General features: G+C 61.7%; 14 protein-coding genes and 1 pseudogene. 10 read left to right on the forward strand and 5 right to left on the reverse strand.

Annotated elements, in window-relative coordinates; genetic code table 11:
* Positions 1–11: 11 nt before the first annotated feature.
* The 3 genes from VQ071_RS06275 to VQ071_RS06285 all read left to right on the forward strand — a co-directional run bounded on the left by VQ071_RS06275 (position 12) and on the right by VQ071_RS06285 (position 7,483).
* Entirely contained in the window at positions 12–4,898 is a 4,887-nt protein-coding gene (locus VQ071_RS06275; protein WP_340513038.1) for an S-layer homology domain-containing protein, read from the forward strand.
* Positions 4,899–4,965: 67 nt separating this feature from the next.
* Entirely contained in the window at positions 4,966–6,744 is a 1,779-nt protein-coding gene (locus tag VQ071_RS06280; RefSeq protein ID WP_340513039.1) for an O-antigen ligase family protein, read from the forward strand.
* A gap of 244 nt (positions 6,745–6,988) precedes the next feature.
* Positions 6,989–7,483, forward strand: a complete 495-nt coding sequence (locus VQ071_RS06285; RefSeq protein ID WP_340513040.1) for a hypothetical protein — start codon at positions 6,989–6,991, stop codon at positions 7,481–7,483.
* 408 nt (positions 7,484–7,891) lie between these two features.
* Here the strand turns inward: VQ071_RS06285 and VQ071_RS06290 are convergent, their stop codons facing one another.
* A complete protein-coding gene (locus VQ071_RS06290) occupies positions 7,892–8,146 on the reverse strand; it encodes a hypothetical protein (RefSeq protein ID WP_340513041.1) in 255 nt (84 codons plus the stop codon).
* 81 nt (positions 8,147–8,227) lie between these two features.
* Here VQ071_RS06290 and VQ071_RS06295 point away from each other — a divergent pair, with 81 nt between their 5' ends.
* The 4 genes and pseudogenes from VQ071_RS06295 to VQ071_RS06310 all read left to right on the forward strand — a co-directional run bounded on the left by VQ071_RS06295 (position 8,228) and on the right by VQ071_RS06310 (position 14,521).
* Positions 8,228–13,030, forward strand: a complete 4,803-nt coding sequence (locus tag VQ071_RS06295) for a bifunctional 2',3'-cyclic-nucleotide 2'-phosphodiesterase/3'-nucleotidase (RefSeq protein WP_340513042.1) — start codon at positions 8,228–8,230, stop codon at positions 13,028–13,030.
* A 213-nt stretch (positions 13,031–13,243) separates the two neighbouring features.
* Positions 13,244–13,582, forward strand: a complete 339-nt coding sequence (locus VQ071_RS06300) for an MGMT family protein (RefSeq protein WP_340513043.1) — start codon at positions 13,244–13,246, stop codon at positions 13,580–13,582.
* A pseudogene (locus tag VQ071_RS06305) lies at positions 13,572–13,991 on the forward strand (DUF523 domain-containing protein); the annotation flags it as partial. The gene VQ071_RS06300 and the pseudogene VQ071_RS06305, both read left to right, overlap by 11 nt.
* Positions 13,992–14,101: 110 nt before the next feature.
* On the forward strand, positions 14,102–14,521 hold the full coding sequence (locus VQ071_RS06310) for a GNAT family N-acetyltransferase (protein WP_340513045.1): 420 nt from the start codon (positions 14,102–14,104) through the stop codon (positions 14,519–14,521).
* A 16-nt stretch (positions 14,522–14,537) separates the two neighbouring features.
* Here the strand turns inward: VQ071_RS06310 and VQ071_RS06315 are convergent, their stop codons facing one another.
* Complete coding sequence (locus VQ071_RS06315) at positions 14,538–15,227, reverse strand: class I SAM-dependent methyltransferase (RefSeq protein ID WP_340513046.1); 690 nt, start codon at positions 15,225–15,227, stop codon at positions 14,538–14,540.
* A 261-nt stretch (positions 15,228–15,488) separates the two neighbouring features.
* Between VQ071_RS06315 and VQ071_RS06320 the strand changes: the two genes are divergently transcribed.
* Both VQ071_RS06320 and VQ071_RS06325 read left to right on the forward strand, forming a co-directional pair.
* On the forward strand, positions 15,489–16,529 hold the full coding sequence (locus VQ071_RS06320; protein ID WP_340513047.1) for an HD domain-containing phosphohydrolase: 1,041 nt from the start codon (positions 15,489–15,491) through the stop codon (positions 16,527–16,529).
* An 891-nt stretch (positions 16,530–17,420) separates the two neighbouring features.
* The gene (locus VQ071_RS06325; protein WP_340513457.1) at positions 17,421–18,326 is read left to right on the forward strand and encodes an NAD(P)/FAD-dependent oxidoreductase; all 906 of its coding nucleotides are present in this window, start codon (positions 17,421–17,423) and stop codon (positions 18,324–18,326) included.
* Positions 18,327–18,610: 284 nt separating this feature from the next.
* Here VQ071_RS06325 and VQ071_RS06330 read toward each other — a convergent pair whose 3' ends face one another.
* A complete protein-coding gene (locus VQ071_RS06330) occupies positions 18,611–19,504 on the reverse strand; it encodes a lipoate--protein ligase family protein (RefSeq protein WP_340513458.1) in 894 nt (297 codons plus the stop codon).
* Between the two features lie 175 nt (positions 19,505–19,679).
* Positions 19,680–20,918 (reverse strand): peptidase T, encoded by a 1,239-nt coding sequence (gene pepT, locus VQ071_RS06335; RefSeq protein WP_340513048.1) that lies wholly within the window; start codon positions 20,916–20,918, stop codon positions 19,680–19,682.
* 247 nt (positions 20,919–21,165) lie between these two features.
* Between pepT and VQ071_RS06340 the strand changes: the two genes are divergently transcribed.
* On the forward strand, positions 21,166–22,659 hold the full coding sequence (locus VQ071_RS06340; RefSeq protein ID WP_340513050.1) for an HD domain-containing phosphohydrolase: 1,494 nt from the start codon (positions 21,166–21,168) through the stop codon (positions 22,657–22,659).
* A 528-nt stretch (positions 22,660–23,187) separates the two neighbouring features.
* Here VQ071_RS06340 and VQ071_RS06345 read toward each other — a convergent pair.
* On the reverse strand, positions 23,188–23,604 hold the full coding sequence (locus VQ071_RS06345; protein ID WP_340513051.1) for a VOC family protein: 417 nt from the start codon (positions 23,602–23,604) through the stop codon (positions 23,188–23,190).
* Positions 23,605–23,799: the final 195 nt, after the last annotated feature.

Raw genomic sequence — 23,799 nt, forward strand, 5'->3', positions numbered from 1 at the left:
GAGGAGTAAAGATGTATAAGCGAAGTTGGACAAGCATTCTCGCTTTGTTATTGAGTTTGGCTATTGCTATGCCCGTGAGTGCCGGCCAGACCGGAGAGGACGACGGGTTACAAGCGCCTGATGGGGTTGTTGTGACACCGCAGGAGCTGCCGCTGCCGGCGAATGAATCGGAATCGGTCAGCGTCAATTCTGTTACCTACGCGTTGCGGAAAGAGAGCCCGTCTATTCAAATTAAAACGAGTGACGGGACGAACATTGCAGGAGCGGGAGAGGCATTTGTGAACGGCCATTCTGTGGCGATTTCGGACGGTAATATCGATCTTTCCGGGTTGTCATTTAATCCAGACACTAGAGTGGAAGTCGTGTTTGCCGTGCAAACGGACAGGGCGGACATGTACTTGGATTCCTTCGAACTATCCTGGGGACAATTAGCCGCAATGAACGAATGGATCATCAGTTCGCAGTCCGTTCATTCTACCATGCAGACTTTGCCGCTAAGCGGCGGAGTACCGTTTATTTATGAAGCGGGCTTTAAAGGCCATATTTTTCAGATAGGCGCGTACAATGACTCATTTACGTTGATTACTAGACCAAGTGAACTCGTACTCAGCGCCTGGGGGCAATCCGGTCGCAACGGATACTTGCTGAGCAAGTCGATAACTGTGTCCGGTGGTGAGATCGCTCCGTTTACGGATGCGGATATCGCTAACGCGTTTAGCTTAACTCTGCCTGCGGGCAATAAGTTCGCCGCATTGCGGAATAGCTTTGCCCACGCCGAGTTCGTCCAGGCGGATCAGTTAAAGGTATCTGCGGGTACTTACGATACCGTCGTCCAGACGGTCGACAACGGCGGCTATCGAAGCGTGTGGGGAACCGAGAAGCTCAACTTGCAGGCAGATCAGACACTTTCTTTTAGTAAGCCTGTATTGCGGCTGTTAAAAGTAAATTCTTCCGAACAGCGATTTTCCTCGAGCCTGGAGGTCCGCAACGGAGACTTTCAATTGTATGGAGTCTACGCCGAGGACGACGCTCATATCAACCTGATTCAGAACGGGTTGCATATTACGAATGACAAGCAAGCTGTTCAATACGATAAACATCCGCAATCGAACGAGTGGTCGTATATTAATGCCGCATTTTCGCCAAAGCTGAAAACCGGCCTGTACAAAGCCGAAGTCTCTATAACCTATCCGGGTTTGGCCGATCCGCTTGTCGAGACGAATGCGTTCCGAATCGAGAACCCGGACGATTATAAGGGGAAAGGCTTGCATATTGCAGCCGAAAATGAAGCGGGCGACGCACTGAGCGGCGGCTATGCCGTTCTATACCGCGCACTGCCGCTGACTCCTTACTACCTTGATGCTGAAAACGGCACGCTTTCTAATTATACCAGCCAGGTAGGCTACTGGGATTTGGACGAGCGCGGTGCGGCAATCATTCCATATGACTACCTTATGCAGGGACTGGACTACGAACTGGTTATCATCGGAAACTCTGCCGGCGGCCGCCCTGGCGTGGTTTATGCGACTCAAGTCAACCGTGCCGATAAGGAGTTGCGGCTAACTGCCAGTAAGCTGAAGCATGTGAAGCTGCAAGCCGAGCAGGCCACGAGCGGAGATACGTTGGTTATGTCTCTTCTGGATGAACAAGGAGAGCCCTCCAGCTACCCTTGGGCAATTCCGTTTGTAGGGAAGAGTGCCGATGTCTGGATTAACGCCGATCAGAAGCTCGACTTTTTCACCAAGCTGCATGATGGAGACAACGGTTATTTCCTGGACAAGCAGATGCTGCCGCCGAGTGCCGATTCTGTGATCGATTTAAATGGCGATATGGTAGAAATCGCGCTTCCCTCTGGCTATAAGGGACAGTTGGATGTCAACTACATCTACTATACAGGCAGTAATGAGGCGAAACGGTATTACGTTACAAAAGGAGTGGACGCCGTCGCCTACTTCGATATCGACAAGGACGGTTATCGTTACTCGTTCGCCAAGTACCTGGGAGCCGTCAACGAGAAAAAAACGTTAAACTTCGGCAGCACTTTTACGAATCGGACGCCGGAGCAGAATATTTACTGGAGCGGCGCCGTCAATCAGAAGGTGTACACTGACTATTGGGATGCCCAGGACAATTTGTTGATCGGGGTATCGACGCTTGAAGCTGCGAAAATCGCAAGCAGTATAACGCAAGAAAGTATCGCCTTTAAAGTGGATGAAGGCGGAGCTATGAGAACGTTGGCGATTCGGCCTGCGTCGGAAGGCTTTGGCTATATGTCGATTGGCTATAACGACGCTTCGTCGGCCGCCGTGGCCTCGAACGGGCTGCTGGACTATCAAATATATGACTCGGCGAATCAACCGGTCGGTACGCCGTTCTCTGTGATGGATATGAACAGTTTCTGGTTAAACACGCGGCTCCCGGCAGGTCAGTACAAGGTCAGACTCATTAGTCAAAACTTCCCGAAAAGCCTGATCTCGCTTGAAGGCCAATCGGTCGTCAATGTGATGGACCCCTATGGTTCCTCTGATATAATCGAGATTCCAATTGAATATCCGCTTCAATATCCGGCATCATCAGGCGGGTTCGATGCGGGAAATGGCTATGTGGCGCTTCAGCAAGAGGGAGAGAGCCAAATTATCGACATCTCCTCAATCTCATATGGAAAGATTGTGTTTTGGGAAGCTTCGAAAATTGAGGCGAATCAGCGTTATGTAATTCACATGATGTTTAATTGGCAAACACCGATGCAGTCTATCTCATACTACAGCCGAACGACTGTCTCCGGTGCCGATCTATTGGCCAAAAAGGAGATAAAGCGCGCTGCGCATACAAAGGCGCTCGATCTCAAATTTGACAATGTGCCTGCTAATTTACAAGGAGACCATGCTTCCTTTACCTTTGCTTCACCGAACGGAACCAATCCGTTTACGATTGCCCATTCAGCAATACGGACCAGTCGTACAAGCGCAACAATGTCTACACTAATTACGAGTGAGACGGACTTTGCCGCGGATTTGTATGGGGTGGATGGAGGTTCCGGAGGTTACGATTTGCGTAAGCAAGTTCATTTGGATGCCGGAATCGACAAATGGAGCATTAACGATCGACCGCTGTTCGAGCTGCAATTGCAGCAGGGCCATCCGTTTTATGGAATTACTTCTCCGAGTAATTATTATTCGGCTTATAACCTGACGTACAACAATGCCAGTACGATTCTGAACAAGGTCTATGTGCCCGCCGGAACGAGTTCATATCGTATATCGACTCCGGTCTACAGTGAGGATGAGCGCGCATGGTACTTGGATTGGAGAACTCGCAGCGATGTGACAGTCGCAGGCAATACGACGATCGCATTCACCGGGCGAGTGGACAGTTCAAGCCTATCCGTAGTCCAAACCGCTGCAGACGGTGCCACCGTTCTGAATATCGTGCCGGAGCTGGTCAGCGGAGATTTGAAGTTAGTCAGCGCACAGTCCGGAAATAGGAGCTTGTATCAATACGCGCCATCAATCGTGACGATACGCGATTCGAAAAATAAGAAAGTCTACGCGGGTGTCGCCTACGGTGCCGATCAGGAATTGACCTTGACGAAGAAACTGGACTCCGGCGATTATACATTGACCTATCTCATGCCGACCGGACCGAATCAATCCGTAACGCTAAGCAAGAGCTTTGCAGTATCGGCGAACGGCGAAAGCTCCGGCGGCTCGACTGGGGGCGGCAGCCCAGGCGGTTCAACAGGGAGCGGTGGAGGCTCCGGCGCGGGAAGTCAAGGGGCTGAAGGTGCCAACTCGCCGAAAACCGCGATTTTTAAGACAGCCGATATTCCGGCTGCCGTCGATGGCGTAGTGACACTGCAGATCAAGGACAGCGAAGCGATAAAGCTGCCAGCCAGCATACTGAGCGGAGAGGGCGCGAAGAATACGCTGGAGATCGCAGGTAATCACGGGAAAGTGTCGATTCCGGCTGCCGTGCTTCAACAATTGGCCGGACTTGTAGGCAAGAATGCGTTGGCGGAGGCGCAAATCATGCTGTCGCTCGCGCCGCTGAGCGCAAGCGAGCTGTCGGCGGCCGTCAAGGCAAAGGCCGGTACCAGTGTGAAGGCTGCCGGCAGTATTTATGACTTCAAGCTGTCGATTCAGGCGAAGGACGGTCAAGAGAGCGTATTGTCGGCATTCTCCGAACCGATTACCCTTACCTTTGAAGTGAACGCGAGTGCCGAAAAACGTCTCGCGAACGTATTTTATATCGCGGAAGACGGCAGCCTGACTTATGTGCCGAGCAAGTGGAGCGGCGGCATGCTGGTTGCAAAGGTGACGCATTTCAGCAAGTACGGTGTTCTGGAATTACGCAAAACTTTCACCGACATGAGTCAGTCTCATTGGGCCCGCGAAGCGGTAGAGGAACTCGCCGCCAAGCAAATTGTCAGCGGTACGACTGAGGATACCTTTGCGCCGAGCCGGACGGTGACGCGTGCCGAGTTTACGGCGATGCTGGTAAATGCACTGGCGCTGCAGACGGACAAGAAGGCGGTCTTCAAGGATGTGCCGGGCACGGCCTGGTATGCGTCGGCGGTGGCTGCGGCATATGAGAGCGGGCTTGTGAAGGGCGCCGGCCAGGATACGTTCGCTCCGGGGCGGGCAATCTCGCGCGAGGAGATGGCGGTGATTATGGCCGGTGCGCTGAAGCTGGCGCAGCCGGAGGCGACTGCCGGTCAGGCAGCATCCTTCAAGGATGCGACGAAGATCAGCGCCTGGGCGAGAGAGGCCGTGAACGAAGCGTCGGCGTACGGTCTGATCAAGGGCGACGGCAGCGGCGGGTTTAATCCGAAGGGATTGGCGACCCGCGCCGAGGCTGCGCAAATGCTTGTCAATTTGCTTCGTCTTGCGTCACAATAAGGTAGCGAGGGGACCCGAGCGATCGGGTCTCTTCCCGTATTCTCAATCGGAAATGGATGAAGTGAATATGGCTAAGCTGGCAAATGTCCGGGGGATCGATGCGGGCGTTGTCGTTCTGTTTTTATTTTTGACCGCTGGCCCATTTTTGCATGGTTTGATGTTTGAATCCGAGCTGGCGGTGGCTGCGATCGTTATTCTGCTCGGCTTTGTGGTCGTTCTGTTCCGCGGCGGTCTGCCGCGCGGCTGGGTGGCCTGCCTGCTGCTGGGGCTGCTGGTGATGTATGCCGCCGCCATCGGCTATGCATACGATCGCTACGAATCGCTGGTTAGTCTGCTAAAAATAGCGCCGCTTATTCCGCTGTATGTGTTTGCGCGGGCGGCCTCGCCTGCCGTCATGACGCGGATCTGGACGGTCTGGGTGTGGCTAGTCGGCTTGTCGGTGCCGATCGGGATCGCGGCCGACAGATTTGTAGAGGGACGTCTGGCGGGCTTTATCGATTATGCTAACGGCTATGCGATTCTGCTGTTGACCGCCGCGCTGATCGCATATGGGCTGTCCGTATCGGCGGGCGGCGGCAGCCGGTTCATGCAGATCCCGATCTTCCTCTGTGCGGGCGGTCTGTACCTGACCGAATCCCGCACTGTGCTGGCGCTGCTCTTGCTGTCGTTCGCCGCGCTATTCTTCCTCGGCGACCGCGAGCGCCGCAGGCTCTGGCTGCAATCCTGCCTGACAGCGGCCATCGGCTTGGCGACGGGGGCGCTGTACGCCTGGTCGCCGTTGTTGTGTCTGATCGGCATCGCTGTACTCTCCGTGCTGCTGTATCGGCTGCCGGATTCGGCGCTCTCCAGGGCGGTCGTGCGGCTGCCGTTGCTCGGGACCGCCGTGCTGCTGGCGGTAGCGGCGATCGGAGCGGGTGCAGGCATGGCCCATCGCTGGGGCACGCTGCTCTCGCCGACCGGCGAAGGCGCGACGCGGCTCGTCTATTACCGCGACGCCTGGTTGATGATTATGGATTCGCCGCTATGGGGCTTCGGCGCGGGCGCCTGGACGTACATGCAATATCATTATCAGACATCCACGTATTACACCGCGTTTATTCACAGCCAGCCGCTCCAGACGATGACGGAGACTGGGCTGCTCGGGCTGCTGCTTTTCTCGGCGATATGTATCGCGCTAGTCGCAAGCTGCATATCGGCAGCCCGGCGCAAAGACGGGGAAGGGGCGCGCTTCGCCGCCGTTCGGGCAGTGGCTTGCTGTGCACTGCTGATACATAGCCTGGCCGATTTTACATTATCGTTCCCCTATCTGCTCGGCCTGCTAATCGTGCTGGGCGCGGTCGGGACTCCCGCAGGCCGGGAACCGGTCGCCCCTACGCGGGCCGCCCCCGGACGCTCGGCTCCGCATGTCGTGGCCAGGTCGCTCGCGGCGCTCGCCGCTGCCGGCTTGCTGGTGCTGGCTGTGCTGCTGCTAATATCGGATCGCCTGGAGCAATCCGCCTTGCGAGCGATCGCGGAGCAGCGGAAGGCGGACGCCGTCAAGCAGTTGGATCGCAGCGCGCAGACGATTCTATTTTCGGATCGCATCCACGATCGCAAGGCCAGGCTGTACTTGAGCGAGTTCGAGCAAGGTGGAGATCGCCGCTATCTCGAGGTGGCGCAGGCGGAGAACGAAAAGGCGCTGGCGCAGCATCCGGAGCAAATCTGGTACCAGAAGCTGCGCAGCGATATTCTCTGGGAAGGCGGCGACCGGCAGACTTCCCTGGATATTTTGCGCGATCTGGTCGCCCGCAACCGGTTTATGATCCGTTGGCGCGAGGAACTGAGCGATCGCACGGCAATGAAGTAAACCGCAGCGGGGCATTATCGGCCCCGGCTCTGCTCCAGACTGTCGTCCCCAAGCGGACGGCAGTCTTTTTTCGCTCCAATATCCACTTCCAGCTACGTTAGGCGAGCGAACATACATTGCGCCGCGTGCTGAATATAATAGAACGATTCAGATAGACGCCGCAGGCGGGTATGGGAATGCGGCGATCAGATGATGTGCAAGCGCCTCCATAACCAATGACCGGCGCACATAAGGAGGAGACCCGATGAGTACCCGACTGTTGTCCGAGTCGATCGTCAGGGAGCGGTATCCCCATCTGCGATATGTGAGAATTCATACGAGCGGTCGCCGGACGGCGACGATCTATGCGTGGGACGACCGGCTGGAGCTGAGCGAGGCGGACCGGGAAAGTCTGCGCAAGTTTGCCGCCGCTTACTTGACGCCGTTCGTCTGCTTCAAGGTTGAGCCGTACGGTCGTATTCGCGAGGAGGGCATTCCGGCGGCGCCGGAGGTGCCGGAATGTGTGTCGGAGGCTGCGATGAACCGCCGGCTGACGCTGCGCGGCATCGCGGAGGTCGTGGACGGGATGCTGGCGGGCGGCAGCATGTGCTTCGAGCGCTACGATCAGGCCACCGCGACCGCGTATATGGCTATCTCCTCGGAGCGGCCGATCTCGCTCGTCGAGCGGGAGCTGCTGGAGCTGTACCTGGGCGAGCTCATGCCGCTCGGCACGCGGTGCGAGGTGCGCTATACGACTTGAGCGGGATATGGCTGGACCGGCCGAGCGGGTAGCCGTCCGTCCGGGTCCTGCCGCCAAGTTTGGGCGTGCTTGGCGGCAGGAGGGGCTTGGTCTGTGCGGCGCGCCTCGGAGCGATAGCTGCAAATATGCAGTTATTATCTTCCGAGCCGAGCCGCTTGGCCGCGATAACTGCATCCATGCAGTTATTTTCGCTCCAGCGCCGGGTGGCGGCTGTTTCTCGAGAGATTAACTGTATATTCGCAGTTAACGCTTCGAAAATGCCGCAGACGCGGAAATTAGCTGCATATTTGCAGCTATCGGCTTGCCGCTGGCCGGGACCAGGCGCGATTCAGCCCCCCTCCGCGCACGGGAGCGAGCAGCCGGGTCTTGCCGCCCGCCCCAGCCGTCCGCGCATGCCACGCAGCCCGTTCACCCCCGCCCGCCCATCGGTCCCGCTCCACCCGCCCCGGCCGCCCGCGCATGCCGCGCAGTCCGTTCGCCCCCGCCCGCCCATCGGTCCCGCTCCACCCGCCCCGGCCGCCCGCGCATGCCGCGCAGTCCGTTCGCCCCCGCCCGCCCCATCGGTCCGCTCCGCCCGCCCCATCCACCCGCGACGGCCGCGCCCCGCCCGTTCACTCTGCCTCGCAGCTTCCTGATATCCCCAACCCTCGCTCGAATTGACATGCCTTTTACAAATCCTGCGATCAAATCTCGATATCGTTTTTTATACTTGTCGGGAACGACGATACCGAAGGGAGAGCGAGCATGTTGATGAGGAAGACTGGCTGGGGCAAACAGGCGTCGACTGTGACGGCCGCGGCGTTACTGGTCTCTCAGGTGTTCGGAGGGTTTGGCCTGCTGGCCGCGCACAAGGCGGGAGCGACTCCTGTAGAGGCGCCGGTCCATGTGCGAATCATGGAGACGACGGACCTGCATACCAATGTCAGAGGCTACGATTACTTTAAAAATGCGGAGACGGTGACGGTCGGCCTGGACCGGACGGCTGCGCTCATCAAGCAGGCGCGTGCGGAGCAGCCCAACTCGCTGCTGTTCGACAATGGCGATCTGATCCAGGGTACGCCGCTCGGCACCTATATGGCCAAGGTGGACAAGCTGTCCGCCTCCGGCAGCGTCCATCCGATGTATCAGGCGATGAACCTGCTCGGCTATGACGCCGCTACCTTTGGCAATCATGAATTCAATTATGGGCTGGATTATCTCGGGCGGGCGCTGTCCGGCGCGGACATGCCTTATGTCAACGCGAATATTTATGTGGACGACAACGGCGACGGCATCGCCCAGGACAGCGAGACGACCAACAAATACAAGCCGTACGAGATTCTGACGCGGACTTTCAAGGACGACAACGGCGCGAGCCAGACGCTCAAGATCGGCGTGATCGGCCTTGTGACGCCGCAGATTATGGAGTGGGACAAGGCCAACCTGCTCGGCCAAGTCGTCACGCGCGACATCGCCGCGACCGCCCGTCACTTTGTACCGCTGATGGAGGCGGACGGTGCGGATATCGTCGTGGCGCTCGCACACACCGGGTTCGACGCGGCGGCGGTCGAGGGCGACCTTTCCGAGAATGACGTCAATGCGCTGAGCAAGGTGCCCGGCATCGACGCGATTACATTTTCCCATACGCACAAAATATTCCCGACGGAGAGCACCGCCTCGCTGGACGCCCTGTTCAAGGACCCGGCGACCAAGCTGCCGTACAACATACCGGGCGAGACCGTCGTAAATAACACGAACGGACTCGGCGGCGGGACGATCAACGGCGTGTTCGCCGTTCAGTCCGGCTACGGCGGCGCCAGCCTCGGCCTCATCGACCTGAAGCTGGTCAAGGACGGGGACGGCAAGTGGACGGTGGACAAGTCCGGCTCCCAGTCGTCCACGCGCTCGATTTACCGTACGGAGAATAAGGTCAACATCGCCAACGTAGAGCCCGATTCGGCTGTCGTCCAAGCGGTGAAGACCGCCCACGAGGCGACGATCGCCTACACCGGCCAGGAGCTGGGGCAGACGGATGCGCCGATCAACAGCTACTTTGCGATGGTGCAGGACGACCCCTCCATCCAGATCGTGACCGATGCGCAGAAGTGGTACGTGCAGAAGTCCGTCGCGGGCACGGTTTACGACGGTCTGCCGATCCTGAGCGCGGGCGCGCCGTTCAAGGCGGGGCGCAACGGACCATCCGAGTACACGGACATCGCCAAGGGGCCGCTGACGATTCGCAGCGCGAGCGACCTGTATTTGTACGACAATACGCTGAAGGCAATCGTCATCAAGGGCGAGACGGTCAAGGAATGGCTGGAAATGTCCGCCGGCGCCTTCAACATGATTGACCCGGCGAGCGCGCAGACCCAGGCGCTGCTTAATCCTTCCTTTGCCGTCTACAACTACGATGTCATCGACGGCGTGACGTATCAGATCGACGTGACGAAGCCGGCCAAGTACAAGCCGGACGGCAGCGTGAACGACGCATCCTCGAGCCGAATCGTGAATTTGAAGTATGACGGTGCGCCGATCGATCCGGATCAGCGGTTTATCGTCGTCACGAACAACTATCGCGCGAGCGGCGGCGGCAACTTCCCGGGACTGAAGGGTTCTACGCTGGCCGTCGACTCCCAGGATGAGAACCGTCAGGTACTGATGGATTACATCTCGGAAAAGGGTACAGTCAGCCCTAGCGCCGACGGCAACTGGTCGTTCGCGCCGATCAAGAGCAAAGTGAACGTTACCTTCACCAGCTCGCCCGCAGCGGCCAAGTACGCGGCGGAGACGGACGGCAAGATCACCGATACCGGCACGGCCAACGACAGCCAGTTCGAGATTTATAATTTGCAAATGAACGCGGTCTATGTGCATCTGCTCGGCATCAACGATCTGCACGGGCAGCTCGACACGACTTCGATCGCAAGCAACAAGCCGGCCGGCACGGCAGCGACGCTGGCGGCTTATCTGAAGCAGGCGCGCGCCAAGTATACGAACAGCCTGCTCGTGCACAACGGCGACTCCGTAGGCGCGACCGCTCCGGTGTCCTCGCTCGAACGCGACGAGCCGACGCTCGAGTGGATGAACCTGATGAAGTTCGACGTGGGCACGCTCGGCAATCACGAGTTCGACCAGGGCGTGGCCGCGTTGAAGGCGCAGCTGCAGGGCGGACTCGATCCGGTCGGCGGCAAGGTCATGCACAAGGGCGTCAACTTCGACTACATCAATGCCAATGTTGTCGACGAGAAGACGGGCGAGCCGATCATCTCGCCCTATGTCGTGAAGGAAATCGGCGGCGTGAAGATCGGCTTCATCGGCGTTGTGACGATGGCGACGGTGACCAAGGTGTCCCCGGAGGGGCTGAAGGGCGTCAAGCTGGTCGATCAGGCGCCTGTCGTGAACAAAGCGGTGGAGGAGTTGAAGCAGCAGGGCGTCAAAACGATCGTCGTGCTGGCGCATGATCCCGCGACCACGAAGGACGGCGTGACGACGGGCGAAGCCGCCGATCTGGCGAAGGCCGTCGATCCGGAGGTCGACGTCATTATGGCGGGCGACAATCATGCGCTGGCGAACGGCCTCGTGGACGGCAAGCTGGTCGTGCAGGCTTATTCCTACGGCACCGCCTTCGAGGACGTCAAGCTGGTCATCGACACGGTGACGGGCGATGTGACGAGCAAGTCGGCGACGATCACGACGACCTATCAGGACGGCGTGACGCCGGACGCGGACACCGAGACGCTCGTGAACAAGTATCTCGATCTGCATCCGGAGCTTCGGCAGCCGGTCGGCACGACGGACGGCACGGTCGTGCGGACGGACGCTTACAACAATGAAGCGCCGCTCGGCAACCTGATTGCGGATGCGATGCGCAGCGCATTCTCGGGCGCGGACTTCGCGTTCATGAACCCGGGCGGTATCCGCGCGGATCTGCCGCAGGGCGAGGTCAAGTTCGGCGATCTGGCGAAGGTGCAGCCGTTCGGCAATACGCTCGTGAAGCTGACGCTCACCGGCGCCCAGATTCGCACACTGCTGCAGCAGCAATGGGGCGTCAAGGCGGACGGCAGTGCAGATACGAAGACCTTGCAGATCTCCGGTCTGAAATATACGGCCAATATGGCGCTCCCCGTCGCGCAGCGTGTCACCAGCCTGACGAAGACGGACGGCACGCCGATTGAGGACAACAAGGAATACACGGCGGTCGTCAACAACTTCATGGCTGCGGGCGGCGACAATTACAAGGTGCTTACGGCGGCGAAAAACGCAGTTGTAGGCCCGACGGATCTGGATGTTTTCTATCAATATATCGTGGATACGTTCAAGGGCGGGCAGATCACCGCCAAGCTTGAGGGCCGCATCGTCAATACGAATACGCCGGTGACGCCTCCGCCTTCGACGACGACGCCTACGCCGACCCCGACACCGACGCCGGGAGCGCCGACGAAGGTGACGATCGGGGAGAAGGACTTGCCGAAGGCAAGCGGCGGCATCGTGAGCCTGCCGGTGACTGTCCCCGAAGGTGCGACGGATGTCAGCATCGTGCTGCCGCTGAACATCGCCGATCTGGCGGGCGCGGGCACACAGGTCCAGCTGGAGCTGGACGGCGTGACCTTGTCCATCCCGGCCAAGGTGCTCGGCGACGCGGCGAAGCTCGTAGCGGGCGACGCCGCCAAGGATGCGGCATTGTCGCTCAACTACAGCAGATTGTCGGCCGAGGCGTCCGCCTCGCTGCTGGCCGGCGCGCAGAGCGCGCATCTGAGCGTCAAGCCTGCGGGTGCGGTCACGAAGCTCGGCCTGTCCGCGCTCGCCAAGGACGGCAGCACGGCAGGCACGCTCGGCAGCTTCGCCGAGCCTGTCGCGCTCGCCGTCAAGACGGACGGCGGCTCCAATGCGCGCCTGACGTATTTGTACCGCGTCGACGGCGGATCGCCGGTCTATGTGGCTGCGAAGTCGCAGGGCGGCGTCCTGACGGCGCTGGTCACCAAGCCGGGCACTTTTGCCGCGCTGGAGTACAGCCGCAGCTTCGCCGACGTATCGTCGTCGTTCTGGGCGAAGGATGTCATCGCGGAGCTGGCGGCCAGGCAGCTCGTGGACGGCACGGATGCGGCGAACTTCGCGCCGCAGAAGCAGATCACGCGCGCCGAGTTCGCCAAGCTGCTGGTGCGGGAGTTTGCGCTGACGGCCAAGGGCGGCGGCATCTCCTTCAGCGACGTGCAGGCCGGCAGCTGGTATGAGAGCGACGTAGCGATCGCCGCCTCCAACGGCCTCGTCACGGGCAAGGGCAACGGCAGCTTCGCGCCGAACGCGCCGATCACGCGCGAGGAGATGGCGGTGATGCTGGCGCGCATCCCGTCTGTTGCGGCGGGCGGCTCGGCAGGCACCGCCGGCTTCAAGGACGGCGCCAAGATCAGCGGCTGGGCGCAGCAGGCGGTCGGCCGCATCGTGGACGCGGGCCTGATGCAGGGCCGGGGCGCCGGCGCGTTTGCGCCGCAGGGTCTGGCGACGCGCGCCGAGGCGGCGAAGGTCGTGCACGGCCTGCTGGCGACGGCGGAGTCGGGCGGCGGCTTCTGAGCGATCGAGCCATGAGGTGAAGCAAGGCAAGCAAGCCCCCGGGAGCGCGACTCCCGGGGGCTTGGCGCGTGGGCGGCATCTGTTATAAGCTGTAGGGAGCACATTTGCGGATTGCGGGCTTGCGGAGAGAGCAGCAACAGTACGCCAGATCGGCAGCGCATTCGCGGTCTGCCGGCGAGGAGATCAAGGCAGTGTGGAGGAGAGGTGAGCGGCATGCAGCCGTATACAGCCCGTGTGGTCGAGGTAATCAAGGGAATTCCGGCGGGGACCGTGATGACGTACGGGCAGGTAGCCGCCGTCGCGGGCAGCGCGCGGGCAGCGAGGCGCGTCGTATGGGTGCTGCATTCGCTCAGCGAGGCGCATAATCTGCCTTGGCACCGGGTCGTCAACGCGAAGGGTGAGATCGCCCTGCCCGGCGACGAGGCCCGCTACACGCAGCGCGCGATGCTGGAAGAGGAGGGTGTCCGCTTCGACGGCGACTGGCGGGTGGATCTGGCACAGTGCGGCTGGCGTCCGGAGGCGCGGGAGGAGAGCGACCAGGATGACCGGTAAAATTCTGATCAGCGCCTGCCTGCTGGGCCAGAAGGTGCGCTACGACGGCGAGGGCAAGCGGTGCGCGGACCCGAGAATTGAACGGTGGCGGGAGGAAGGCAGGCTCGTGCCGGTCTGTCCCGAAGTCGCAGGCGGACTGCCGACGCCGCGCCCGCCCGCGCAGATCCGGGGCGATCGCGTCGTGACAGCGTCGGGCGAGGACGTGACGGACGCCTTCGAGCGGGGCGCGGAGCTGGCGCTGGAGGCGGCGTGCATGCACGATGTCGCACTGGCGATTCTCAAGCAGAGCAGTCCCTCGTGCGGGAGTCTGTACGTTTACGACGGCACGTTCACGGGCGCGAAGCGGCCGGGCGAGGGCAAGACGGCGGGGCTGCTGCGCAGGAACGGCTTCAAGGTGTTCGGCGAGGACCAGCTGGACGAAGCCGAGCTGGCGCTGGAGCTGGAGCGGACGCCGCCTCGGGAAGGCGCGGACGGGCAAGAGCCGGCGGACGTTGGGCGGGCAGAAGCGGGGCGTTGCGAATGAGCCTCGCCTACCGAACGATGCAAATAGCGGATTATGACGGCATGATCGCCCTGTGGCGGCGGACCGGGGGATTGGCGCTGAGCGACGCGGACGAGAAGCCGGCGATCGACGCCTATCTCAGGCGCAATGAAGGCTTGAGCTTCGTCTGCGAGGCGGAGGGAGAGCTGGTCGGGACGATCTTGTGCGGCCATGACGGACGGCGGGGCTTCGTCTATCACGCCGCCGTCGACGCTGCATATCGGGGCCGGGGCATCGCCCGCCGTCTGGCCGAGCTGGGACTGGAGGAGCTGAGGCGGGCGGGCATCGACAAGTGTCATCTGTTCGTGCTGGAGGACAACGATGCGGGAGACCGCTTCTGGACCGCGACCGGCTGGCGGCGCAGAAGCGGCTTCTATGTCTATTCCAGGGACGTGTGAGCCCGGAATGGGCGCATCAAGCCGCCGGCGGCTTGGTGCCGCAGAAGACGGCGAAGTCCAGGTACTTGTACATGCATTCGACATGCCGGAAGCCGGCTTCCTCGAGCCATGCGAGCTGATCGTCCAGCTTCGCGTTGATGTCGACCGCGCGGCGCGCCACAGAAGCGTCGATCGCGGCCTGCGGCAGCCCGCTGGCGGCGATCTCGGCGAGCCAGCGCCGGCGATAGTAGGCATCGGCCGCCGCCGTGCGGCCCGCGACCTGGTCCGCGTTGACGAAGACGCCGCCAGGCGCGAGCGCGGCATACAGGCTGGCGAACAGCCGGCGCTTGTCGGGGTGGGTCAGATGGTGGATGGACAGAGAGGAGACGACGAAGTCGTAGCTGCCCGGCTCGAACGCGTAGCCGGTATAGTCCGCTACGGCATAGCGGACGTTCTCATCGCCGGCGAAGCGCCGCCGCGCCACCTCGAGCATGCTCTCGCTCATATCCATCAGGGTGATTCGGGCTTGCGGCAGCTTGCGGCGCACCATCGCGGCCAGCAGGCCCGTTCCCGCGCCCAGATCCAGGACGGACGGCGAGGCATGCCCGGTCTCGACGAGCGACAGCGCCATGCCGTAGAAGCCGTCGAAGCAAGGGATCAGCCCTCGGCGTTGCTCGTCATATTGCTCGGCTGCGGCATCGAATTGCTTTTTAACATCGGGATTCATCGTATTCCTCCTCGGTCGTCGTAGGAGCGCCAGCGGACACGCTCTGGTTCTCTTATGCAGCTATCATAGTCCTCGGCGGACGTTGTGGGAAATATATAAAATGCATACTATTTATAGTTTTTGTCTATAAATGTGGAGGCTGATCGGATTGATGGTTTATGCTGTAAAATGGCGAAGTTTGTCTGCAAATTCTGGAGAATATCGCCTATAATTAGACTATGAAATGCAAGTGGACCGGCACATCATTGAGGAGGACTGTGGATGGATCGGACGTGGACGAAGCATGCGAAAATATTGATGGTGGACGATCAGCCTGTGAATATTCTGCTGCTTGAGCAAGTGCTGAGGCGCGCAGGCTTCGTGAACCTGTACAGCACGACCGATCCGGCTCAGGTGATCCCGCTGTTCGGGGAGCTGGCGCCCGATATCGTCCTGCTCGATCTGCACATGCCGGTCGTCGACGGCTTCGCCGTCCTGAACATGCTGCGTCCGTTGATCGGGGACAACAACTTCCTGCCAATCCTCATGCTCACGGCCGACACATCCGCCTCCGTGCGCAAGGAGGCGCTCCATCTGGGGGCCAACGACTTTCTGACCAAGCCGCTGGATGCCTCGGAAGTCGTCCTGCGCATCAACAATCTGCTGAAGACCCGGTATTTCTACCTGCAGATGCAGGAACAGAATCAGCTGCTGGAGCAGCGCGTGCTCGAACGCACGACAGAGCTGGAGAACGCCCAGTTGGAAATATTGCACCTGCTCGCGCGGACGGCGGAGTACCGCGACGACGAGACGGGGCATCATACCCAGCGCGTGGGACGAATGGCGCGCCATATCGCGCTGGCGCTGGGACTGCCGCAGCACGAGATCGAGCTGATCGAGCAGGCGACGCCGCTGCACGATATCGGCAAGATCGGCATCGCCGACGAGATTCTGCTCAAGCCCGGGCGCTTCACGCCCGAAGAGTTCGAACAGATGAAGCGACATACGGTGATCGGCGCGAACATCCTGGGGACGAGCCTGTTCCCCGTGCTGCAGGTGGCCGGCGAGATTGCCCTCACGCATCACGAGAAGTGGGACGGCGGCGGCTACCCCCACGGCCTGAGCGGGGAGAACATCCCGCTGCCCGGCCGAATTGTCGCGATCGCCGACTTTTACGATGCCTTGACGCACGAGCGGCCCTACAAAAAAGCATGGACCCACGAAGAAGCGATCGACGAGATTCTCGCGCAGCGCGGCGTACACTTCGACCCGGCGGTCGTGGACGCATTCCTGGACGTGCTCGGCGTGCCGCTCTACGCATGATTGCGCCCCGCTGCCACGTCAACTGCGTAACCTCCCGTGCCGGATAAGGATGCGGCACATCGCTATCTCGCCCGGACGCCCTCTGCGTGGCCAGATAAGGATGTGGCACATCGTTATCTCGCCCGAATGCCCTCTGCGTGGCCAGATAAGGATGTGGCGCATCGTTATCTCGCCCGAATGCCCTCCTCATGGCCGGATAAGGATGTGGCGCATCGCTATCTCGCCCGAATGCCCTCTGCATGGCCGGATAAGGATGTGGCACATCGTTATCTCGCCCGAATGCCGTCTGCATGGCCGGATAAGGATGCGGCACATCGTTATCTCGCCCGAATGCCCTCTGCGTGGCCGGATAAGGATGTGGCACATCGTTATCTCGCCCGAATGCCCTCTGCGTGGCCGGATAAGAATGCGGCGCATCGCTATCTCGCCCGAATGCCCTCCTCATGGCCGGATAAGGATGCGGCACATCGCTATTTCGCCCGAATGCCTTCTGCATGGCCGGATAAGGATGCGGCACATCGCTATTCACGCCCGAATACCCTCTGCATGGCCGGATAAGGATGTGGCACATCGTTATCTCGCCCGAATGCCCTCCTCATGGCCGGATAAGGATGCGGCGCATCGCTATCTCGCCCGAATGCCCTCTGCATGGCCGGATAAGAATGTGGCGCATCGCTATCTCGCCTGGATGCCCTCCTCATGGCCGGATAAGGATGTGGCGCATCGCTATCTCGCCCGGATGCCCTCCTCATGGCCGGATAAGGATGCGGCGCATCGCTATCTCGCCCGGTGCAATTCGTTCATTCCCAAGGTGGGGACGGCGCTATGGATGGTAATGGGTATAATAACAATGGCGCACGATGCCGCAGTTGAGAATGGAGGGAGGACGTAATTTTGTTGGATTGCGCGATTATCGGCGGCGGGCCTGCCGGCCTCAGTGCGGCACTCGTGCTGGGCAGGGCGAGACGATCGGCCATACTCTTCGACGACCAAAGGCCGAGGAACCGGGTCGCCCGCGCTTCGCACGGCTTTATTACACGAGACGGCGCGGCCCCGGGAGAGATACGCAAGATCGCGCATGAGGAGCTGGGGCGTTATCCTTCCGTGAGGCTTCGCATGAGCCGGGTCGCATCGGTGGCGAGGGAAGAGGACGGCAGCTTTACACTAATCGACGAGGCGGGGGCTAACTGGCAGGCCAAGCGGCTCCTGCTGGCGGCGGGGCTGAAGGAGCTGCTGCCGGATATAGAGGGGCTGGCCGCCTTCTATGGAACCAGCCTTTTCTGCTGCGCTTACTGCGACGGGTGGGAGCTGCGGGATCGCCCGCTCGTCCTCATCGCAGGCAACGATCACACCTTTCATCTGGCCAAAACGGTCCACAACTGGAGCAAAGACCTGCTGGTGTGCACCAACGGTTATGACTCGCTCACCCCTGAGGAGGAGGAGACACTCCGCGGACATGGCATCCGAATCGATCATCGAGAGATCGGGAGACTGGAGGGCGACGGCGGGCAGCTGTCGGCGGTACGCTTCGCGGACGGCGAGACGGCTGCATGCGCCGGCGGGTTCGTAGCCGAGCGTCTCCGCCAAGCTGTGCCGTTCGCGGAAGAGCTCGGCTGCGCAATGACGCCCTATGGCGGCATCGAGACCGATGCGGCCGGGCGGACCAACGTGCCCGGCGTTTATGCTGCCGGCGATGCCACATGCATCATGCCGGCACAGCTCATCGTGGCCGCCGCCGACGGCAGCCGCGCCGCGATCGGCATCAACGAAGACATGACGGACGAGACATTCGCCTGAAAAAACAGCGTGAGCCGCGGTCGACGGACCGCTGCTCACGCTGTTTGAATATGACGATCTGCCGTGCAACGGCCCCGCGGCCTGCCAACAGCGGCCCAAAAGCCGCCGCTATCGCCCGCGCAACGGCCCCGCGACCCCAACAGCGGCCCAAGCCGCCGCTATCGCCCGTGCAACGGCCCCGCGGCCTGCCAACAGCGGCCGAAGCCGCCGCTATTGCCCGCGCAACGGCCCTGCGGCCTGCCGATAGCGGCCAACCCCGCCGCTACCGCGATAAAGCGCCTAGCCTATGTACCCCGCTGGCTCCCAAATCCGTACCGCGTGCGCAAGGCATCCGCCATGGCGGCGATCTCCTCCGGCGCCGGCAGGCGCAGCGATGCCTCTGCGGTCGCGATGCCTGCCGGCGTCTGGCGCCCGCGGAGCACGGCCTTTACCGCATCGGCGAAGCGCGTCGCCATGCCGACCGGGCGCCCGGTATCGACGCTGCCTGCCGCATCCGTACCCGCTCCGCCATGCGTCAGGCGCCTGCCGGAGCCCGTCAGCTCGGCCAGGCTTGCCATGCTGTCCATGGCGACGGCGGGATAGGCGGCCGAATCTGCACCTTCGGCTGCAATCCGGTAAAATTCCCGCACAAGCCCGGCCCGCGCCGCGCCGTCGCCCTCGGCGATGACGAACGCCTGGACGATGTAGGCCTTCACCTGTCTGCGCTGGGCGATGCCGCAAAACTTGCGCCCGGCAATCGACAGATCGAAGTCGCCCGGGCAGTAGGAGCCGACGATCTCGCCTTTGGCCGCCTCGCCGCCAATCCGGCGGACAGCCTGCCGGATCAGGTCGTACATCCGCTCGAAGTCGTCCCGGTAGGCCATATCTTCGGCCTGTCCCTTCGGCAGGATGAGCGACAGGTTCACGACGCCGGGATCGAGCGGCACGGCAGCGCCGCCCGAATTGCGGACGGCTACGCCGATGCCTTGGCCGGCCAGCCAGCCGGCCGCCTCGCGTGCATGCGGCAGCCGGCTGTCGCGCAGCCCCATGACGAAGGCGCGCGGATGCCGCCACAGATGGCAGATGGCCGGCCCTCCGTCTCCGGCGGCTCTGCACAGGAGCTCGTCCAGGGCGAAGGCGTACAGCGGATCGGTCGCATCCAGGCTGTCCGTCCGATCGAGGATCAACAGCCCGGACATCCAATCGCCGTCTGCGCCATCGCTCCAACCTCGTTCCTGCTCCGATGCTCCGTTAACCGCACCGGGCTCCGCCTGCGCCGCATGCGTGCCGGCTCCCCTTTTCGACACGATCCCCGCCATACGCCCGCTCACATCCATCGGCTCCGCTTCGCCGTCCGCTCCCCCTCGTGCCGGATTAACCACGCGCTCTCTGCTCGTAGCGCTGCACGATGCCGACGATCACCTTCACAGCCTGCACCATGTTGTCGACGGACGCGAACTCATACTTGCCGTGATAGTTCTCGCCGCCCGTGAAGATGTTCGGCGTCGGCAGGCCCATATAGGACAGCTGCGAGCCGTCCGTCCCGCCCCGGATCGGCTTGATGATCGGCGTGATGCCCAGGCTCTCCATCGCCTCGCGCGCGATGTCGACGATATGCATGACGGGCTCGATCTTCTCCCGCATGTTGTAGTACGAATCCTTCATCGTCAGCTCGATGCTGTCCTCGCCATAGGTCTGTCTGAATTCCTCGACGATGTTCGTCAGCACGGCCTTGCGCCGCTCGAACAGAACGCGGTCATGGTCGCGCACCAGGTATCGCATCGTCGTCCGCTCGACGTCGCCTTCGATGGATTGCAGGTGATAGAACCCCTCGTACCCTTCCGTGAACTCGGGCGCCTCGTCCGCGGGCAGCCGCGCATGGAGCGCCATCGCGATCTTGGCGGAGTTGATCATCTTGCCCTTGGCAGTGCCGGGGTGCACGTTGTTCCCCTTGATGACGATGACCGCGCCGGCGGCATTGAAGCTCTCGTATTCCAGCTCGCCCAGCGGTCCGCCGTCCATCGTATAGGCGTACTGCGCGCCGAATGCGGCGACGTCGAACCGGTGCGGCCCTCTGCCGATCTCCTCGTCAGGCGTGAAGGCGATGCGAATGCGCCCGTGCTTGATCTCGGGATGACGGATCAGATACGACATGGCGGTCACGATCTCGGCGACGCCGGCCTTGTCGTCCGCGCCGAGCAGGGTGGTGCCGTCCGTCGTGATGAGCGTATGACCCGTATAATGCGCGAGGTCGGGGAACATACGCGGCGAGAGCACGATCTTCAGCGCTGCGTTGAGCATGATGTCGCCGCCGGCATAGTTGTATACGAACTGGGGCTTCACATTTGTGCCCGTGTAGTCGGTCGCCGTATCCACATGCGCCAAAAATCCGATCGTCGGCACATCATGCTCGACATTCGACGGGAGCGTGGCCATCAGATAGCCGTTGTCGTCGACGGAGACGTCCCGGAGGCCGATCTCGATGAGTTCCCGCTCGAGCATGCGCAGCAGGTCCCATTGCTTGGCGGTCGACGGACAGGTCTCGCTGCTCTCGTCCGACTGCGTGTCCACTTGTACATATCTGACGAATCGTTCGGTCAATTCCTGCTTCATAGTGCAGGCACCTCCTTGGGTGATGTGGCGAGAATGGCGCTGGTACGCGTATGTCTTCATCATACCCCATATGACGATGCCGGGAAAACTGCGCGGATACGGCGGGACAAATCCCGAGCCTGTCCCGGGGGGCGCGACGACTTCGTAACGTCACTCTCTCGCAGCGGCCTCGTGCCAAGTTGGGACTTTACGCATACGTCTTCCTCCTTCATAGTGAAGAATGACATACTTAGGAGGCATAGCCTTTATGGAGCAGCAGCCCTACAGATCCTTCCTGGCGCGGCTTGTCCTTAACTATATCGTCGGTTCCGTCATCGCTGTCGTCGGGGTCGGCGGGACGATCATCACCGGCAGTCTCAGTCTGCCCGCGGGAGAGCTGCGTCATCTGCAGATCATCCTGCTCCTGTCGCTCGGGACGATGTTCCTGGCCGAATACTTCGCCTTCCGCCTGCATATCGCGCCGATTCGCGCTTTATTCCGCGCCGAGCGCCCGTCCCTGGACGAGCTTGAGGCAGCGTACTTGCGGACGCACCGGCTGCCGTCGCTCGCCGTCGCCCGTACGCTCGGCCCGCATATGCTCGGGCTGTCGCTGCCTGCGATCGCGATGGCGCTGCTGGCCATCCGGCTCGGCTGGGCGGAGCTGCCGTACTACTATATCGGTCTGGCGGCCGCGGGAGCCGTGCTCGTCGCATGCATGCACGCCTTGATCGAATATTTCCTCACGGCGCAGGCCATTCGGCCGCTGCTCGGCTATATCCGCAGGCGCGGCAGCGAACTGTATGCCACAGATATCTCGCTGAACGGGCATGTGCTCGTCTCGATCCAGCGCAAGTTTCAGCTGAGCGCTTTTCTGATCGGCACGTTCCCGCTGCTGCTGTTCACGCTGGCTACGCAGATTCGGCTGAACGGCTGGTCTGCAGACCTCGGCTACGACTATTGGAGCTGGGCCGGCATCATTCTGGTCACCGGCGTCGGATTCTCCTCGCTGGGCGCCTGGCTGCTCGGGCGCGACGTGCAGCAGCCGATCCGGGAATTGTACGAGGCGATGGCCGAGGTGCAGGAGGGCAATCTGCACAAGTCGGCGTCCGACCTATACTCCGACGAATTCGCCAGGTTGACGGCCGGCTTCAACGGCATGGTCGGCGGTCTGCGGACGCGCGAGCGGATGAATGCGCAGCTGCTGCAGAGCTACTACGCAACGCTGGCTGCGGCGCTGGATGCGCGGGATGCGTATACGGCGGGGCATTCGCAGCGGGTGGCCGAATACAGCGGCGTCATCGGACGGGCCGCGGGCCTCTCCGCCGAAGCGCTCGACGTGCTGAACAAGACGGCGCTGCTGCACGACATCGGCAAGATCGGCGTCCGCGACAGCGTCCTGCTCAAGGACGGCAAGCTGACGGACGAGGAGTTCGAGCAGATCAAGCAGCACCCTGTGCTCGGAGAGAGCATCCTCCTGCAGGTCGAGCCCCGCGAAGCGATGGCGCCGCTGCTGCCGGGCGTGCGCTCGCATCACGAGCGCTACGACGGACGCGGATATCCGGACGGAATGCGCGGCGAGGACATTCCCCGGACGGGGCGCATCATCGCGGTGGCGGACGCGTTTGATGCGATGACCTCGGATCGGCCGTACCGCAAGGGGATGGCATTCGACAAAGCCCTCGCCATCCTCGAAGAGGGCCGCGGCACACAGTGGGACCCCGTGTACGTCGAGCTGTTCGTCGCCCGCATGCGCGGGAAGTAGGCGAGGCGGCCGGGCCTGTTCGCAGGCGAAAGAATGCAAATAACACCGTCCGGGTGGATGTGCCCGAACGGTGTTATTTGTGTCTGGTGCCGCGCCGCGGCGCGCGAACCGCCTGCCCTACGAGAGGCGATCGGCCTCTCGTGCGCCGCGGCGCGCGAATCGCCTGCCCTGCGAGAGGCGATCGGCCTTTCGGACGCTGCGCCGCGCGCATCGCCTGCCCTGCGAGAGGCGATCGGCCTCTCGTGCGCCGTGCCGTGCGAACCGCCTGCCCTGCGAGAGGCGATCGGCCTCTCGGGTGCCGCGCCGCGCCGCGCGAACCGCCTGCCCTGCGAGAGGCGATCGGCCTCTCGGGTGCCGCGCCGCGCGCATGGCCTGCCCTACGAGAGGCGATCGGCCTCTCGGGTGCCGCGCCGCGCGCATCGCCCCTGCCCTGCGAGAGGCGATCGGCCTCTCGTGCGCCGCGCCGCGCCGTCTGCTCGGGCCCGCGAGAACGCAGCATGCCCCCCGCCGTATCCCCGCCCCCGCGCATCATCTCCCCGGCATCTTCGCTGTGTCCATGTACAGCACGTTCCATCGGTGCCCGTCCGGGTCTGCGAAGCCGCAGGCGTACATCCAGCCCTGGCTCTCGCCGGGCTTCGCGTACAGTTGGCCGCCCGCGGCGAGCGCCTTGGCGGCGAGCGCGTCAACTTCTTCGCGGCTGTCCGCGCCGATCGAGAGCAGCACCTCCGCCGTGGTCATGGCATCCGAGACGGGACTCGCCGTGAAGCTGCGGAACGTCGCCTCCGGGAACAGCATCACGACGATCTGCGGATTGCCGACGAGCAGGCTGAGGGCGGAGTCGCCGCCGGGGAAGCTCGGATTAAACTTGAAGCCGATATCCTGATAGAACTGTCTGGTGCGCGCCAGATCTTTACTGGACAGGTTGATCCACAAATCCTTGGTCATGGTGTGCTTCTCCTTCCATGGCTCGGGGCCGGTTTGCTCGCAGCATGTCCATATAGCCCAATGCCTCGCGTTCATCCTCATTGTAGCACTTGTCCGCGGCTTTTATTTCTTGCCAATTGCTCATCTTCTGTCATTTGCGTTAAAAACAGCCGTTAGCCTGCTTGACGGCATCGGCAGCATGTTGTATGGTTAGTT

Origin of the sequence: Cohnella sp. 56 (assembly GCF_037963805.1) — a bacterium.
Taxonomy (GTDB): Bacteria; Bacillota; Bacilli; order Paenibacillales; family Paenibacillaceae; genus Cohnella.